A 17,097-nucleotide genomic window follows, 5' to 3' on the forward strand; every position below is an offset into this window, starting at 1 on the left:
GGTCCCGGGAACGCGGAGCTCCAGCTCCGCAACGCGGGTCGCAGGCCCGCCAGGGTTTAAATTTTTCCTACCGTTCCGCCAGCCACTCCGCCACTTCATTAAAACTCCCCCGAAACAGCACCTCACCCTCGCGTTTCTGCAACTGGTAGTCGTACATGCCGTCATAGTATTCCCGCAGCAGCGCCATCACCACGGGGGTATAGCCCTCGCCGCTGCCGCTCTGCGCCAGCTCCCGGTTGGCGGACTGAAGCTGTTCGTCCAGTTGCCGGTAGCGCAGGCCGCCCAGTCGCTTTTGAATACGTGCCAGGCTCTCGCGCAGTTCGCCGCCCAGGGCCTGCACCGCGTCCTCTTCGGAATCCGTGAAACGCGACAGCGCCCCGTTTACGTAATCGCGCACTATGCGCTGCGCCCGGGCTTCCAGCGGTTTCTCCACCTCCACCCGCGGGGCCAGTTTCATCGCTTCCTGCAGCACCGGCGGCAGGGCGCAGCGGCCGATCAGGCGGCTCTCGTCCTCGATAAATACCGGACCGGGTTTCTGCGCCAGCTTGAGCATGTCGATGCTGACGCAGTTCTCGAAATCAATCTGCGCCGGTTGCGCCTCGCCGGTGCGGCCGAAGCTGGAACCGCGGTGCCGGGCTATGCCCTCCAGGTCCACCGCGCGCGGGGCGCGCCGGATCAGCTCCGTCTTGCCGCTGCCGGTGCGGCCGGCGATCACCACCAGCGGCAGCTGCGCGCAGTTCTGTTCCAGCTCCGCGAGCAGGAAGTTGCGCATGGCCTTGTAGCCGCCTTCCACCAGCGGGTAGTGGATGCCCTCGGCGCGCAGCAGCTGCTGTGCGGTGCGCGAGCGCAGGCCGCCGCGGAAGCAGTAGAGGCAGCCGTCCGGGTGCTGGCGCACGAAGTCGCTCCAGTTGGCCAGGCGCTGGGCGCGCACTTCCGGCGTGGCCAGTTTCCAGCCCAGTTCGATCGCCGCCTGCTGGCCGGAGCGCTTGTATTCGGTGCCCACCAGTTCCCGCTGGCGGTCGTCCAGCAGCGGGTGGTTTTCCGCGGCGGGGAAGGCGCCGCGGGCGAATTCCACCGGCGCGCGCACGTCCATCAGCGGTGTGTCGAGCAAAAAAAGCTGGCGGTAATCGTTCTGGCGCAAATTCAATCTCCAAAAAGTTGCCGGCAAGTTTACCCTGAATAGGCGCCGTTGCGGATTCCCAGGACCTGTTAACACTAAATGAACGCTGAGCAGTTCACTATTCTCGCCATTCTCGTCGCCACAGTGGGGTCGTTTATATGGGGTCGCTGGCGTCACGATATGGTGGCGCTGGCGTCGCTGTTTGCCTGCGTATTCGTCGGTCTTCTCGAACCCGCCGACGCTTTTATGGGGTTTGCCCACCCCGCGGTGGTCACCGTGGCCTCGGTGCTGATCCTGAGTCGGGGACTGCAAAGTACCGGGGCGATGGACGTGCTGGCCCAGCGGCTGATGCCCAAGACCGATTCCCCCACCCTCGCCATCGGTGTCCTCGCTACGATCGGTGCGGTGATGTCCGGCTTTATGAACAATGTGGGTGCCATGGCGCTGCTGATCCCGGTGGCTGCGGATGTGGCGGGCAGATGCCAGCTGCCGCCCGGCAAGATACTGATGCCGCTCTCTTTCGGCACCATCCTCGGCGGCATGACCACCCTGATCGGCACGCCGCCGAACCTGATCGTATCCGGCTTCCGCGCCAGCGTTGGGGCCGGCGGTTACGGCATGTTCGATTTCACCCCGGTGGGGCTCACGGTGGCCCTGGTGGGGGTGACCTTTGTGGCGCTGCTGGGCTGGCGGCTGGTGCCCATGCGCCCCCAGGCCGGTGCTGCCACTTTCGACACCGGTACCTACCTGACGGAGGCGGTGGTGGAGGAGAAGAGTTCCGCCGCCGGCAAATCCCTGGCAGAGATCGAGGAGATCCTCAGCGAGGCGGACGCCCAGGTGGTGGGCCTGGTGCGCAACGAGCGGCGATTGTCGGTGGCGTCGCCGGGCAGGGCGGTGTATGAAGGCGATATCCTGGTGATCGAGGCGGAGCCCGAATCCCTCTCTGCGGCGATTTCCACCCTGGGGCTAAAACTGGAGGGGGAGAAATCCCAGGAGGAGGAAGAGGAAAGCAAGAAGAAAGAGGAGTCCTCCCCGAGTCGGTTGCGGCGCGACAAGCAGGCGAAATCCGACGACAAGGAGAAAGCCAAACCCTCCGAGGACAGCGAGGCCCTGTTGCGCGAACTGGTGGTGATGCCCGATTCCCCCCTGGTGGGCCGCTCGGTGGAGGCGATGCGCATCCGCACTCACTACGAGATCAGCCTGCTGGCGCTCTCCCGCCAGGGGCGGCGCTCGGTGCGCCGGTTGCGCTCGACGCCGATGCGCGCCGGGGACGCGCTGCTGATGCTGGGCACCGATGCGCGCCTGAACAACTTTGCCAGCGAGCAGGGCTGCGTGCCGCTGGCGCAGCGCTCGATCAATATTCCCCATATACACAAGACCGCCGTCGCCCTGCTGGCCATGGTTCTTGCAGTAGCCGGCGCGGCCTTTGGGCTGTTACCGGCGGCTATTTCCTTCTCCGCCTGTGTGCTGGCGTTCATGGTGTTCAAGGTACTGCCCTTGCGCGAGGTATACGGGGCCATAGATGGGTCGGTGGTCGTGCTGCTGGCAGCTCTTATTCCCGTTGCGGGGGTGATGGAGTCCACCGGCGCCGCCGAACTGCTCGCCAAGGGCATGCTGGAGTACGTCGCCCGGGGGCACGCGGTGGTGGCGGTTACACTGTTGCTGGTGATTACCATGACCCTGTCGGACTTTATGAACAACGCCGCCACCGCCGCGGTGATGTGCCCCATCGCCCTGGGGGCGGCGGCGCAACTGGAGGCCAACCCGGACAGCTTCCTGATGGCGGTGGCCATAGGCGCATCCTGCGCTTTCCTGACCCCGATCGGACACCAGAACAATACCCTGATCCTGGGCCCCGGCGGTTTCCGGTTTGGCGACTACTGGCGTATGGGGTTGCCGATGGAGATTCTGGTGGTGGTGGTCGCTGTTCCGATGCTGCTGTGGGTGTGGCCGCTGTGAGTAGGAGCGGCCGCTGGCCGCGATCGGCCTCAGATCGCGGCCAGGCCAGGGTTCTTCAGGCGGCGGAGTCGTCTTCCTCCCGGACCAGGTCCGCCAGGTATTCGCCGCAGAAGCGCAGGGCATCGGTGACGGTGACAATTCCCGCCAACTCCCCCTCGCGCATCACCAGCACGGAGCCGATGCCCGTGTCGGCCATGGCCAGCAGTATCCTGTCCAGCGGGTCGTGAATATCGGCGATATAGGGGCGGCGGGCGCAGAGATCGTGCACGTACAGCTGCTGTTCCTCCAGGCGGTGGCCGGGGGCGTTGGCCCGTTCGATATCCCGCCGCGATATAACCGTCTCCAGGTCGCCGTCGCGGGTGACCGGCAGGTGGTGTACACCGTGCTCCTCCATGAGTGCCAGCGCCTCCTCCACGGTGGCGCTTGTATCGATATGGTAGGGGAAGGGGGTCATCAGTGCCGCCAGGGTGGGCATGTGATGGATATTGCGGGGTTTGGACATAGGTACAAAACCTGAATCTGAAGTCGGCTGCATTCAAAAGCATAGGCCAGCGGCGGGGTGTTCACCAAATCGTCTCCAGGGCATTGATTATAGCGATATAGCCAAATATCAGTTGATATTTACCGGCGAAAGCTTATTATTCGCGACCTCTGCCCAAGTTCTGCGCAGACTCTGTAATACCGGTGCTCCCCGGGCTCGCAAGGAGTTATCGGTTTACTGATTTTCAGCCGTTTGGCTGCAAATTTAGTTTCACATGTTATATGCCGCGATATTTACACTTCTTATCCGATAAAAACCGGATAGGGGGTTTATTAAGCAATTTTATATCGTCCGGAATCCGAATCCTGTGCCGTTTTGCGGCCCAGTTACTATCTCCGTGTTTGATAACAGCAGTTGAGGTCTATTGAATGTTTCAGGAATACGATCAAATCGAACAGCAAATCGCCGAGCACCAGGCAAAAATTGAAGAACTGCAACAGCAGCGGGAGCAGGTCGAACGCAAAAAGCAGGGCGTCATCGCTTTTGACAAGGCGCTGGTAAACCTGGCCGCGGAATACGATATGTCGGAGGAGGAGCTCTTCGTCGCGCGCGGAGAGGAGATAGTGAACTGGCTGGTGGGCCAGCTGAATCAGCAGGATGCACCGGGCTATATCCAGACCCTTAAATCCCGCGTGGCCCGCACCCTGAAACGCGAAGGCGAATCCCCCCGTCGCACCCGCCGCGCGGTCGCCGCCAAATCCAGCGAACCGAAGCTGGAGACCGGCCACTACCGCAACCCTTACACCGGTGCCACCGTGGAAAAGAAAAAGCGCAATCCCAAGCAGCTGAATGACTGGATCGCCGAGCACGACCTGGAAACCGTGAAGAGCTGGAAGATCTAGCCCAGCGGCGTGATGCACTATCCGGGCCAGCCCCAATACTGTTGAATTAAGACCCGGCCGTAGGGTGCGCCGTGCGCACCAAAAAGTCTGAAACCCGCGCGAGCCCTGGGGCGGTGCGCGACCGCCATGGATGGCGGAGTGCCGCCCAGCGGAAGTGCAGAAAATGCAGGAGCAATTTTCTGTCATGGCGCACCCTGCGAATACAAAAGTGGCCTAACTCAACCGTATTTGGGCCAGCCCCTCTTGCTCCGATGTCGCGGCCGTGGCCGCGACATTCCCTCCCTCCTTTTATCCAACTACAAATTCCTTTTGCTTCCGGGTAGCATGGTTCCGCTGTTCAAGACGTAGGCGTCAACCGACAGACAAGGAAGCAAATAATGAAAGGGATCAGAACCGCGGGGCCTGCGGCGGCCTGTAAACACCTCTCAATGGCGGTGATCTTCTCTGTGCTGGGTGCCTGTGATAGCGGCGGCAGTGACGATAGCGATAATCTTCTCTCCGGTGTCTTTATGGAAGGCGTCGTCGAGGGAGTGCGCTACCAGACCTCCAGCCAGTCAGGTCTCACCGATGCCGGGGGTGGGTTTATCTACCGGGAGGGAGAAACCGTCACCTTTTCCCTGGGCGGCATCACCCTGGGCTTCGCCCCGGCAGCGGAGCGCATCGATCTGTTCGATCTCTACGGGCTGGAGCCTCCAACCGGCGAAGTGGCACTGCGCGCGGAGCTGGCGAATACGGAGGTGGTCAGCGATTTCGACCGGGTTGCCAATATCGCCATGCTGTTGGCCACCCTGGATAACGACCGCCGGCTGGACAATGGTATCGATGTCACCGACTGGGACCAACAACTGGCGGATACCGACCTGAACTTCGACATCAATCTCTACGCTTTTCCCTCCGAGCGGGGCCCGGACACGCTCACTGCTCTGAAAACCACCTTCGCGACCGATTACAGTATACCGGTCACAGTGCCGCTGCCCTATCTGTACCGGATTCTGGATATTCAGGTGCCGGCCCATCTGCCGGTGCTGAGGAAAATCGACTCCGATATCGATGGAACCGTCGATTCAGTCCTCGCCCTGGATTACGACGACCAGGGGCGCCTGACCGGGCATCGCTATGACAACGATACAGACGGCGATTTCGGAATTGTTTCCGAATCCGAATACGATGCGGTCCACAGGCTGACCTACTCGGAGAGCCGCAGCGACAGTGATGGAGACGGCAGTCCGGAGACTATCACCCGCACTTCCCGGGAGTACGATGCCGGTGGCAACCTGGTCTCCAGTACCTGGGAGCGGGATCGAGGCGCAGACGGTATCCTGGATAGCACCTCGGCCTACAACTACCGCTACGACAGCGGCGGCAACCTGCTGGAAAATATCTACCAGTGGGATAACGGCGCGGACGGCGAAATAGATGAGCGCCGAAGTATCCTTCGCAGTTACGACGATACCGGTAATCTGTTATCCGAAACCCGGGAGGAGGACGACGACGGCGACGGCGTCGCCAACCGGCGGGTGGTGCGCAGCAACAGTTACGACGACCGGGGGCGCCTGCAGGGCCGGACCGAGGACGGCGACGATGTGGCGGACGGCATTGTCGATTACCGCTACAACCTGACGCGGACTTACGACAGCGCGGGCAGGATTGCCGGCGAGCGGGCGGAGACCGATATGGATGTGGACGGCACTGTCGAAAACCTCACTGTCCACCGCTACGAATACAACGATAATGGTCGGACGCTTTCCCGGATTTCCGAAATCGACTACGGTGCGGACGGGACAGTCGACACCCGCATCACCTACAGCTATGAGTACAGCGGTGGCCGACTGGTGAGATCATCCGTGGACACGGAGAATCTCAGTGTGTCCAGCGTGTGGGAGCCCCGGGACAGCGTCACCGAGTACAACTACCACAGCAACGGCCAGCTGCAACAGCGGGTGAGGACCTCCACCGCCGAAGACGGCAGCCTGATCTCCCGCACTACCGACAGCTACACCTACGGTCCCGACGGCAACCTGGTGAGCGAGCGCTCGGAGAGGGAGGGGGAGAACGGCGGTTACACCATATCGAATTTTGAAATGACCTACGAATACGAAACCGTAGAGGACGGCTTGTTGTTCCTGCTCGACTACTACCGGGTCCCCGTCGTTTCACCGGGGATCGGTGTTCGGTTCGTCGACGCCGATTATTCGGTGTTTTCCAGCAACTCCCGCACAAATCCCGCGACCACCCCGGAAGCCGGTCCGTAGCGGTGCTCGCGGAAAGCGTCCCGTGTGCTGCCGGGCTCCAGGTTCAACTCCACGCTGTGGGCGCCGGCGGCGTTGGTGCATTCGACGAAGCCCGCCGCCGGGTACACATTGCCCGAGGTGCCGATGCTGATAAATAAATCGCACCCGCTGAGCGCGTCGTAGATACGTTCCATTTCCAGCGGCATTTCCCCGAACCAGACCACGTGCGGGCGCAGACGGCCCGGCACCCCGCAACAGTCGCATGGATCGCCGGTACGCAGGTCGTCGCGGACCGGGTAGAGACTGCCGGTATTGCCGCAGCGCGCCTTGAGCAATTCCCCGTGCATATGGATCAGGTTGCGGCTGCCGGCGCGCTCGTGGAGGTCGTCGATATTCTGGGTGACCAGCAGGAAATCGCCGGGGAATCCCCGCTCCAGTTCCGCCAGTGCCAAGTGTGCGGCGTTGGGAGCGATCTGCGGGGAGAGCAGTTGCCGGCGCCGCTCGTTGTAGAAGCGCTGGACCAGTTCCGGGTCGCGGTCGAAGGCCTCGGGAGTGGCCACGTCTTCCAGGCGATGGTTCTCCCACAGGCCGTCGGCGCCGCGGAAGGTGCGGATGCCGGACTCGGCGGAGATGCCGGCGCCGGTGAGTACCACAATGTGTTGATATTTCATTTGCCCTCTTCCCCGGCCCGAATGGCACTAAGTTAAGCTCCGAGTTGCTCCTGTCCCTGGGGATTACGCTGTAGGAGCCTGCTTGCAGGCGAACATTCCCGGTGCCTTGCCGCGCCCTCAATTCGCCTGCAAGCAGGCTCCTACAGGGAGATTCCGCTTAACTTGGTACCATTCTCCCCTGGCCCCAGTGATTCACGCCATCCATGGCGTTCACCCGCTTCGCGGGCGCTACTTTTTTCGAGTCCCGGGTCCCGAAATCCCAAGTCTCGAATCTAATGCATTTTCAACGGCGGCTTCACAAAGCGGTTGGCCCGACCCACCAGGTAGATCAGCATCGCCTTGGCCCAGCCGTGCACCGCCGCCAGGTGCATGCGATACAGGGAGCGGTAGGCGAAGCCGGCGATACGCCCCTCGATGGTGAGGCTGCCCTTGACCAGTGCGCCCATCAGGTTGCCCACCGCGGTGTGTTTGCTCAGGGACACCAGCGAGCCGCGGTCACGATAGTGAAATCTCTTCAGCGGGCGCCCTTCGATTGCTGCGATCAGGTTGTACTCGGCAACTCCCGCCATCTGCTGCGCCGCCTGGGCGCGCGGGGGCACCTTCTGGCCGGCGCTGTCGGTGCAGCCGGCGCAGTCGCCGAGGGCAAAGATATGCGGATCGCTGACGCTCTGCAGCTCCGCAGTGACTTCGATCTGGTTGAGCCGGTTGGTGGCCAGGCCGTCCAACTGGGCCAGGAAGTCCGCGGCTTTTACTCCCGCGGCCCAGACGCGGATGGACGCGGGGATTTCCTCGCCGCTCGCGGTGACGAAGCCCTCCCTGTTCGCCTCCGCCACGGCGCAGCCGGTCATCACCCGCACGCCCAGACGGCTGAGTTCCCGCTCGGCGTTGTTGCCCAGGCGCGGCGGCAGGGCGGGCAGCAGGTGGGGGCTGGCCTCGATCAGGGTGACCTGCAGGGCGCGGCGGGCGATATGGCCGTAGTGGCCCATCTGCCGGGTGGTGTCCATCAGCTCCGCGGCCAGTTCCACCCCGGTGGCGCCGCCACCGACGATGGCGATCTGCAGCTTGTCGGCGACATGGGTTTCCAGTTGCAGGAAGCGGTCCAGCAGCAGGCGGTGGAATCGCCGCGCCTGTTCGCTGCTGTCGAGAAACACGCAGTGATCGCGTACCCCCGGGGTGTGGAAATCGTTGCTCTGGCTGCCCAGGGCCAGCACCAGGTAGTCGTACTCCAGTTCCCGCGCCGGCACCAACTGGCGGCCCTCGCTGTCCAGTACCGGGGCCAGTCCAATCGCGCGACGGCGGCGGTCGAGTTTTTGCAGGCTGCCCAACTGGAAGTCGAAGCCGTTGCCGCGGGCGTGCACCTGGTAATTGAGCGCATCCAGGCTGGAATCCAGTGCGCCGGTGGCCACCTGGTGCAGTAGGGGTTTCCAGATATGGGTGCGGTTCCTGTCCACCAGGGTGATGTGCGTGGCGGGAGATTTGCGCTGGCGTTTGCGCGAGAAATAGTGGCCCAGCCGGGTGGCCAGCTGCAGGCCGCCGGCACCGCCGCCGACGATAACAATTTTCTTCATAAGGTCTTCCTGTCGATTGCTATAAATCGATTCCCCAATCTGTGAAAGACCATCGCTGCGTTTTTATCGTCGCCGGATTGTCGGCGCTGTGTTTTGGCGCCAGTATCCCCCAGCGGTGCGCGATTGGCAATTTGCGCGGGCACCCCCCTGTAGGAGCGGGCCATGCCCGCGATCGATGTCAGCCGGTTTCACTTTGCGCGGCCAGCTGCTGCCAGTCCACCTTTCGAGCCAGTCGTATTGGCCGTCCACCGGCGGTGTTTATCACGCCGACAATTGCCGCCCGCTCGCACCCCGCCAGTTGCAGGGCGCGCACACATCCCTCCGCCTGCGCGGCCGGTATCGCGGCGAGCAGTCCACCGCAGGTCTGCGGATCGGTGAGCAGCGCCCAGTGGGGCAGCGCACCCCACTCGCCGGGGTTTTCGACACTGCCATAGGCGACGGCGTTCTGTGGCTGCAGGCTGGACAGCCAGCCCTGTTCCGCGCAATGGGCGGCGCCGGACAGCAGCGGCAGGTTTTCCGCGATCAGGGTTGCGCCCAGGGGGCTCGTCCCGCCGCCGGCGTGATCGAGACCGAGCATTTCCAGCAGGTGGCCGAGCAGGCCGAAGCCGGTGATATCGGTGAGTGCGCGGGCGCTGTGGCGGGAGAAGACTTCCGCGGCGGAGGCGTTGCTCTGCAGCATGGTCTGCAATGCTTCCTGCAGCCAGCGGCTGCGCACTTTTCCCAACCCCTCGGCGGCGAACAGGGTGCCCACACCCAGCGGTTTGCTCAGCACCAGGCAATCGCCGGGGCGGGCGCCGGTCTTTTCCAGCAACTGGTCCGGGCTGGCGATGCCGTTGACCGTGAGACCCAGTTGCAGCTCCGCGCCCTCGGCGGTGTGGCCGCCGCTCAGGGCGCAGTGGTGGCGGTTGAGTTCCAGGGCCGCGCCGTCGAGCAGCTGTTGCAGGTCGCGCCGGGCCAGTTCCGCCGTCGCCAGCGGCAGGGTGACCAGCGCCTGCGCGGCCACGGGCTGGGCGTGCATGGCGAACAGATCCGACAACGCGTGCAGCGCCGCCAGGCGGCCGAACAGCCAGGGGTCGGAGACCAGCGCGCGTAACTGATCCGAACTCTGCACCAGCAGTTTGCCGTGGGGCAGGTCCATCACCGCGGCGTCGTCCCCCGCGCCCCGGCGCAGGTATGGGGACTGCTGCGGCGGCAGTTTTTCCAGAGCGCGGTTCAGCACCTCGGCGCCCACCTTGGCGCCGCAGCCGCTGCAGCGCATTTTCTCCAGGGCGATACCGCTGCGTTCGCCGATGATTTCCCGCGGGCGCCGCGGCTCCATGGCCATGACCAGAGACAATTCGCTGAAGCGACGCATAAAAGCGCGGTCGATATGGTTTTTCCAGCGCCACAGGCCGCCGCCCGCAACCGCGAGGCCGTTGCGCACCGCCACGGCGCGCTTGCCGCCGCAGGAGAGCAGGCTGAGGAAATGTCTCTGCGGCCGGAAGTCTTTCAGCGGCTTTCTCATAAGGGCCGCGCGCAGGTTGTGGAACAGCACCGGACCCTGGCGCACCGCGTAGACTCCGGCCTTGGGTAGCGGCTGCTCGGCGAAGCTGGCCACGTCGCCGACGGCGAAAATATTTGCCCGACCCTGTGCGCGCAGTTTTTCATCCACCAGTACGAAGCCGCGCTCGTCCAGGGCCAGGCCGCTATCCGCCAGCCAGGGCGGCGCGCTGGCCTGGGTGCAGAGCAGCACCCGGTCCAGCGCCAGGGTGCGGCTGTCTTCACTGCGCAGTCCGCCGCCGGTGATTTCCGCCACCGGCCAGTTGCGGTGCACCCGTATTCCCAGTCTGTCCATTTCCCGCGCCACCAGCCTGCGCGCCAGTGGCGGGTATTGTTCCGGCAGGCGGTCGCTGTTGTGCACCAGGTGCACTTCGGCACGGTTCTTGAGGGCGTGGGCCACCGCCATCGCCAGTTCACAGCCGCCGGCGCCGCCGCCCACCACGCCGAGTTTCAGCGGCGCACCGCTGTCCCGCATCTGTTCCCGGAGCTGCTGCCAGTGGCGGTGGAAGTCGCCGACGGGTTTTACCGGAATCGCCAGTTCCGAGCCCGGGATATCCCGCGCGGGGGTGGCGCCCACGTCCAGCGACAGCAGGTCGAATTCCAACTCCGGGCGATCGGCCAGGGAAATGCTGCGCTGATGCAGGTCGATGTGCAGGGCGCTGGCCTGGACAAAGCGCGCGCCGGCGGCGCGGCAGAGGCGCGCCAGGTCGATATGGATTTCGTCTGTGCGGTAGTGACCCGCCACCAGCCCCGGCAACATGCCGGAGTAGGCGGTTTGCATTTGCGGAGAGATCAGGGTCAGGCGCGCCCCCGGCAGCGGGTTCATGGCCCACATTCGCAGCGCTATGGCGTGGGCGTGGCCGCCGCCGACCAGGACGATGTCCTGGTAATTGGGGTACTCCTGCATGGTCTCTCGCGGATAGTTGATCAATTAATAGGCAGTCTAATGGCCGAACCGGCCTAGTGTGGTGTCTCGTACTAAATGGTCCTATCAGAGCCCCCCAAAATGCTCACAGTTAGGCGCAGCTCGCAGGGAATGGTCATTCCATTTTCAAGAGCTGCAACGCAGCTGTGGGCATTTTGGGGGGCTCCCTCCGGGCGGGCCGCTAAGCAGCCATCTGCGGCGTTGCATTTGCATGACGTAGAACAACTACGCCAGCGCAAATGCGCCTTGCATCTGGCCGCTTAGCGGCCCGCTGATATGACCATTTAGTACGAGACACCACACTACGCGCATTATTGCGCGTCAGCTTACAAAAATCCCCGTGGCGCTGGTCTTTAATTAGTGGGCGCCGCTGCAGCCCCCTGTTTCGCCAAATTCATTTTCAGCGCTGTTTACCAATAATGCCAATGCAGTCTTCCCAGTTTACCGCTCCATTCAAGCGCCTGTTCCGGTGGTTGGTGGTTGGGCTGTTGCTGCTGGGGCTGTTTTCCATTACCGCCTCCATCCTGGTGCGGGAGGGCATCGAGCACTGGCTGCAACAGCGCGGCATGGAGACGCAGATCGATCATCTGTATGTATCCGTCCCCACGCTGAGTCTCTATGTGCATGGGATGCGAACAAAAAACGACCGCGGGCGCGGTTTCCGCGCGCGGGAGCTGATGCTCAACTACAGCTGGTGGCAGCTGCTGCGCGGGCGCCTGCAACTGCAGGAGGCGTACCTGGACGGCGCGCACATGGACCTGGAATCCCGGTGGGAGGACGGGCGCCGCCTGTGGGAGATCGGCGGATTGAGACTGGGTGCGGTACCCCCTGCACAGCGGGACCTGCGCCTGCTGTTCGAACGCCTGCGCGTCCGCAACAGCCGGCTCTGCTACCGCCACAGGCCCCAGTGGCAGACGCCCACCTGTATCGACTTCACCGAGCTGCGCGCGCGGGACTTCCTGGTGCGGGTACTGCGCCGCGGCGATGACCCGTTGCAACTGACGATCGGTGCCGACCGGCTGCAGCTGCGCAACCTGTTGGCGAGAGATGGCAGAGGCGGCGATCCCAATACCGCGCTGGTGAAACTGGACCTGGCGGAGGCGCTGTTCAAACACCCGGGCAACCGCATCACCGCCGCGCGGCTCGATGCCGAGCACTTCGCCAGTTGCCCGCCGGAGCGCTGGGCCGAAGTGCGGCCGGGCCTGCGCCGGGTGATCGGCCACTGCGGCGCAGCGCGGAAGTTGCAACTGGAAGGCGAGCTGTTGTTTTCCTTCGGCGCCGAGGCCCGGGCGCAGTGGCAGAGGGCCAGCGGCGAGGGCATCCTGCTGCGCCACAGCAATCGCCGCTACCCCAATTGGCGGGCGGAAACCCTGGCCATGAACCGCTTCCGCTATGCCCGCGAGGGAAAAAAACTCACCTGGCACCGCGCCGGCGCCACCGCCTTCGACTGGTGCCCGTCGGGATGGCGCAACCGCGAACACCACTACTGCGTGCGCGCCGGCACCCTGCAGCTGCCGGAGCCGGTGGTTTTCGACTGGAGCCAGCGCCTGAATGTGCACACCACCGGCGGCCGCCTGCAGCAGACCCGGCTGCTGGACCGGGCCGGCGATGTGCGCAACCCGGTTACCCTGAATGACACCCGGATCGGCGAACTCAACTACACGGGCGCAGAACGCAGCCTGGAATTCCGCGGCCTGGAGATGGGCAGCGCCAGCGGCTGTATTCCCGGCAGCCTGTGGCAAACGGACGACTTCTGCCTGCGCATGGTCGGCCTGCGCACTCCGGAGCCGCTGCAGATCCGCTTCGCCTCGCGGCGCGAGGGGCAGCCTTGGGGTTTCGACAGCGGCCGGTTGGCGCTGGCCGAGTTCAGCCTGAAGCGCGAGGGGCAGCCGCAGCTGCAGGTGCGGGAACTGCGCTGGCAACGCATCGGCTTGTCCGGGGCCGGTTCGCCGCTGCGGCTGCAGGATTTCGACCTGAAACTCCTTTCCGGCTGCCTGCCGGACGCGCTCCTGCCGCAGCGGTTGCGCTCCCTGTGCGCGGACGTGCGCCGCCTTTCCGGGGTGGGGAATTTTGCCTGGACCGACGGTGACGACGGCTTCCTTATCCTCGGTGAACTGTGGCTGGAGCGCATGTTGCTGGCGGATCGGCTGAACGGCGATCGCGGACTGCTGCTGCGACAACTGCACACCGGTCACGGTTACTTCCGCCGCCAGAGTGACACCGAGAATCCGTGGATCGACGACAACCGGGCGCGCGAGTCCGCGACCTCTCTCGCCTCGGCCGAGGCCGACGAAGGCGGGGAGAAAGGCCGGCTGCCGGACGAGCGGGCCGCGGGTGACAGGGACGCGGGGGACAGAGACGCGGCGCAGGTGCCGGATGTACGCAGCCCCAACCTGCAGTTGCAGCGCCTCTCCCTCAGCAGTTTGCAGGGCTGTCTGCCACACAGCTGGGCGCGGCTGCTGTACGAAGAGCCGCGGCAAATGCCCGGCTGTTTCGACCTGCTCAACCTGCGTCAGCACCAGCCATTGAAAGTCGCCTGGGGAGGCGGAGTGGACCTGATTGCGGCGGAGCTGACCCTGGATCGGGCGGAGACGAAAACCCTGGCGGGCGGCGAATTGTTCAGCCTGTCCGACCTGCGGGTACCCGAGGCGAAAATTCGCTATCTGCAGTGGAATCGCAGTGCGGATTTCTTCCTGCCGTATTTTTCCCTGGAAGACTTCAATGGTTGCCTGCCGTCTTCGGTTGCCTCCCCGGTGCTCGATATTCGCTGTGCGGATTTATCCGGCGTGCGCCTGGGTGAGAATTTTCAAGTGCAGATAGACCGGCGCCAGGTGTCGGCAAATTTGAACGGTACCCTGGCGCGACGGATACTCCTCACTAAACAGGAAGACCAGGTTGTTATCGATGTGCAGAAATTCCTGGCGCCGCGGCTGGAAATCGCCTGGCTGCGCGATACCGCAAAGGCGACGCGCCTGAAAATAAAAAACGTTTCCGCCGCCCAACTGCACGGCTGCCTGCCCCACAGCTTCACCCTGCGCCCCGGCCTTCCCCGTTGCATCTCCACTTCGGACTTGCGCACAGTGGGGGCGGAGGAAGCCCCCGGACTGACACTGGGCCGCACACTGCTGAAAGTAACGCCGGTGGCGGAACCCCTCTGGCGTATCGAAGCCGTCGAAGTGGCGAGATTGTCGCTGACACCGGATGCGCTGGAGCTTTACGGGTTGGAAGTGCACCAGTTGCTGGCCTGCGGACTCCGGACCCTCCTGCCTGAAAAGGCGCGGGCCTGGGGGGTAGCGGATTGCATCACCGCGGAGGACCTGCAGTTTGCCGGCGTCAGCCGCATCGGCCTGACCCCCGCGGTGGCGCGCCTGGAACTGGGGGAATTGAATTCGGAGGCGATAGCCCTGTGGCAGGAGGAGGGGGAATACGCACAGGTTGGGCTGCAGCGTTTGAGCTGGAAAAAATTGCGCTGGAACCGTGGCTCTGTCCTGTGGGTAACGGACCTGCGGATACACGATTTCCTGGGCTGCCCTGTCGGACCCGTGGAACAGGTGGCCGCACGGGCGGCGAAGGCGCCGGTGGGGGATTCCTGTATCCGGTTGGGCGACCTCTATCTGCCGGGGACACAAAGGCTGTCGCTGGCGCCACCATTTTCTTTCGGCGGCTCCATCGTGCTGGCGGACCTGTCGATCGGCAACCGGTCCGGCGAGCCCTGGGAATTTGCCCGGGTTCAACTGGATCAACTCACCTACGGCGGCGACGGCCTGTCGATCGGCAGCCTGTCCGGCCTGAGCGGCTGCCTGCTGGCGGGCCGGCTGGGGGATACGCGACTGGCACCTTGTTATCAATTGGGACCCGTGCGTCTGCAGGGCATCGAGCGCGTGGATACCCCCGCCGGGCGGATCATCGAATTGCACGGGCTGGTTATCGACGGTGCGCGGCTGATCCAGGCGGACTACCCGAAGGGGCTGCAGGCCCAGCTGCTGCAATTGGAATCCCTGAGCGCCGGGGTTCTTCGCTTCGGCGCCGGGGAGGTTGCCGCCGACGATTTGCGCATGAGCGGTATCAGCGGCTGCATTCCCCGGGGCTACATCAGTCGCGTGGATCACTGCGTGGCGGCGGACAGCCTGGAAACCCGCGGAAGCTATCGCGGCCGCGATGGCGGGGGGGTGGCGCTGGACTATATCCGGCTGGAACAGCCGCGGATCCGGAGCGCCGGCGGGGAACGGCTGGTGCGTGGGGATTCGATCCGGGTGGAACAGCTGTTTGTCGGCGCGCGGCAGCTGAGCTTTCAGTATGCGGAGGCCGGCGGGGCCGCATTCTTCGGCCGCGCCGAAGATGCACCGGACTACGAGCACCACGCCTGGAGTGGCGAAGTGGAGCTGTTGCGGGTCGATCGCCTGCACTACGACCGCGCGGGAGACAACCTTGAGGTTGCCGGCGTCGACATGGTGCGGCCTGAGGCGATCCTGGTGCGCAATCGCGTGGGAGAGTTTCCACTGCGCAGGCAGGTGGCGGCCCTTACCGGCGAAATGCCGACCCTGGCCAGGGCGGGAGAGGCGGTTACCGAAAAGCTGAAATTCCGCTACCGCATCGGCGAGATCAATATCGACAGTGGCACGTTTACCTGGATCGATCACCTGGGCCGGTTCCACAGCCGGCTGCCGGTGCGTGCGATCACCCTGCGCCTGATCAACGCCAGCAACCACCCGCTGCACCCGCCGGCCATCCTGCTGCTGAATGCCCGCCCCGGGGGCCTGGGGGAAGTGCAGCTGGCGGGGTTTATCGACTACAAGGACACCCGGAAATGGGACGCCAACCTGACGGGTTATCTCAAAAACGTCAACCTGATTCCCGCCAGCCCCTATGTGGCCAACCTGCTGGGCTACAAGATCCTGCAAGGGCAGGTGGACGCCACGATGGATATTCGCATCGTGGACAACAAGGTGGATGCCCTTTCCGAAATCGTGCTGAACAAAATCAAAGTGCGCCGCGTGCGCGACGGGGATTCCCTGCCGGTGGAAAAAACGTTCATTCCCCTGAATATCGCCCTGTCCCTGTTGCGCGACGGCAAGGGCAACGTGCGTTTCTCCATGCCGATAACCGGCGATCTCTACGACCCGAAATTCTCCTTCAGCTTTATTTTCGGCGACCTGCTGCAGCGTGCCATCATGGAGGCGCTGTTCAGCTACTTTACGCCACTGGGCTTCTACACCCTCGCGCGCCTGGCCTGGGAGCGTTTGCGCGCCGTGCGCTTTGAACCTGTACCCTTTGCCCCGGGCAGCGACGAATTGAGCCCGGAGGCCAGGGAGCAACTGGCGGAAGTGGTGTCTACATTAAGAGAGCACCCGGATGCGCGGCCGGGCATCTGCGGTGTCGCCACCGCCCGGGACTGGATTGCGCTGTATCCCGCCAGTACTCCGGGCATGCGCGGCAGCCGCAAGGCGCGGGAAACTTTCTACCGCTTCCCGCCCACCGGGATACACGAGGAGTTGGAAGAGCTGGCCGATCGCCGCGGCCAGCGCGTGCAGTTTTTCCTGTTGAACGCCGGCATTACCGCGGACAAATTCATCCAGTGCGCGCCGGACTACGACGGCCGCGATTTCGAGGAGCCACGGGTGGAACTCTCCAATTAGGGCTGTTGATGAAACTGTTTTTTTGGGGTAACTACTCACCCCGACAGTCCCCTCTCCCCCTTTGG

At 63.9% G+C, this 17,097-nt stretch carries 9 protein-coding genes; 4 read left to right on the top strand and 5 right to left on the bottom strand.

Annotated elements, in window-relative coordinates:
* Positions 1–67: 67 nt before the first annotated feature.
* Positions 68–1,141: a tRNA 2-selenouridine(34) synthase MnmH gene (mnmH, locus tag ACRC0P_RS12795; RefSeq protein WP_438631496.1), complete on the bottom strand. Its 1,074-nt coding sequence runs from the start codon at positions 1,139–1,141 to the stop codon at positions 68–70.
* Positions 1,142–1,219: 78 nt separating this feature from the next.
* On the opposite strand from mnmH, the gene ACRC0P_RS12800 reads away from it, so the two are divergent.
* On the top strand, positions 1,220–3,079 hold the full coding sequence (locus tag ACRC0P_RS12800) for an SLC13 family permease (protein ID WP_438631498.1): 1,860 nt from the start codon (positions 1,220–1,222) through the stop codon (positions 3,077–3,079).
* 55 nt (positions 3,080–3,134) lie between these two features.
* On the opposite strand, the gene ACRC0P_RS12805 is transcribed toward ACRC0P_RS12800, so the two are convergent.
* On the bottom strand, positions 3,135–3,581 hold the full coding sequence (locus ACRC0P_RS12805) for a CBS domain-containing protein (RefSeq protein WP_438631500.1): 447 nt from the start codon (positions 3,579–3,581) through the stop codon (positions 3,135–3,137).
* A 407-nt stretch (positions 3,582–3,988) separates the two neighbouring features.
* Between ACRC0P_RS12805 and ACRC0P_RS12810 the strand changes: the two genes are divergently transcribed.
* Positions 3,989–4,462: a hypothetical protein gene (locus ACRC0P_RS12810; protein WP_438631502.1), complete on the top strand. Its 474-nt coding sequence runs from the start codon at positions 3,989–3,991 to the stop codon at positions 4,460–4,462.
* A gap of 377 nt (positions 4,463–4,839) precedes the next feature.
* Positions 4,840–6,714 (top strand): hypothetical protein, encoded by a 1,875-nt coding sequence (locus ACRC0P_RS12815; protein WP_438631504.1) that lies wholly within the window; start codon positions 4,840–4,842, stop codon positions 6,712–6,714.
* Here the strand turns inward: ACRC0P_RS12815 and cobB are convergent.
* From cobB to selD, 3 genes are all read right to left on the bottom strand, one after another.
* Positions 6,651–7,364, bottom strand: coding sequence for a Sir2 family NAD+-dependent deacetylase (cobB, locus tag ACRC0P_RS12820; protein ID WP_438631506.1), 714 nt, complete (start codon positions 7,362–7,364; stop codon positions 6,651–6,653). The two genes, ACRC0P_RS12815 and cobB, sit on opposite strands and share 64 nt — an antisense overlap.
* Before the next feature lie 272 nt (positions 7,365–7,636).
* A complete protein-coding gene (locus ACRC0P_RS12825) occupies positions 7,637–8,932 on the bottom strand; it encodes an NAD(P)/FAD-dependent oxidoreductase (protein WP_438631508.1) in 1,296 nt (431 codons plus the stop codon).
* A 178-nt stretch (positions 8,933–9,110) separates the two neighbouring features.
* On the bottom strand, positions 9,111–11,378 hold the full coding sequence (gene selD, locus ACRC0P_RS12830; protein WP_438631510.1) for a selenide, water dikinase SelD: 2,268 nt from the start codon (positions 11,376–11,378) through the stop codon (positions 9,111–9,113).
* A gap of 443 nt (positions 11,379–11,821) precedes the next feature.
* On the opposite strand from selD, the gene ACRC0P_RS12835 reads away from it, so the two are divergent.
* On the top strand, positions 11,822–17,032 hold the full coding sequence (locus tag ACRC0P_RS12835; RefSeq protein ID WP_438631512.1) for a DUF748 domain-containing protein: 5,211 nt from the start codon (positions 11,822–11,824) through the stop codon (positions 17,030–17,032).
* The last annotated feature ends 65 nt before the right edge of the window (positions 17,033–17,097 follow it).

This window comes from Microbulbifer sp. (genome assembly GCF_051659245.1).
Classification (GTDB): Bacteria; Pseudomonadota; Gammaproteobacteria; order Pseudomonadales; family Cellvibrionaceae; genus Microbulbifer.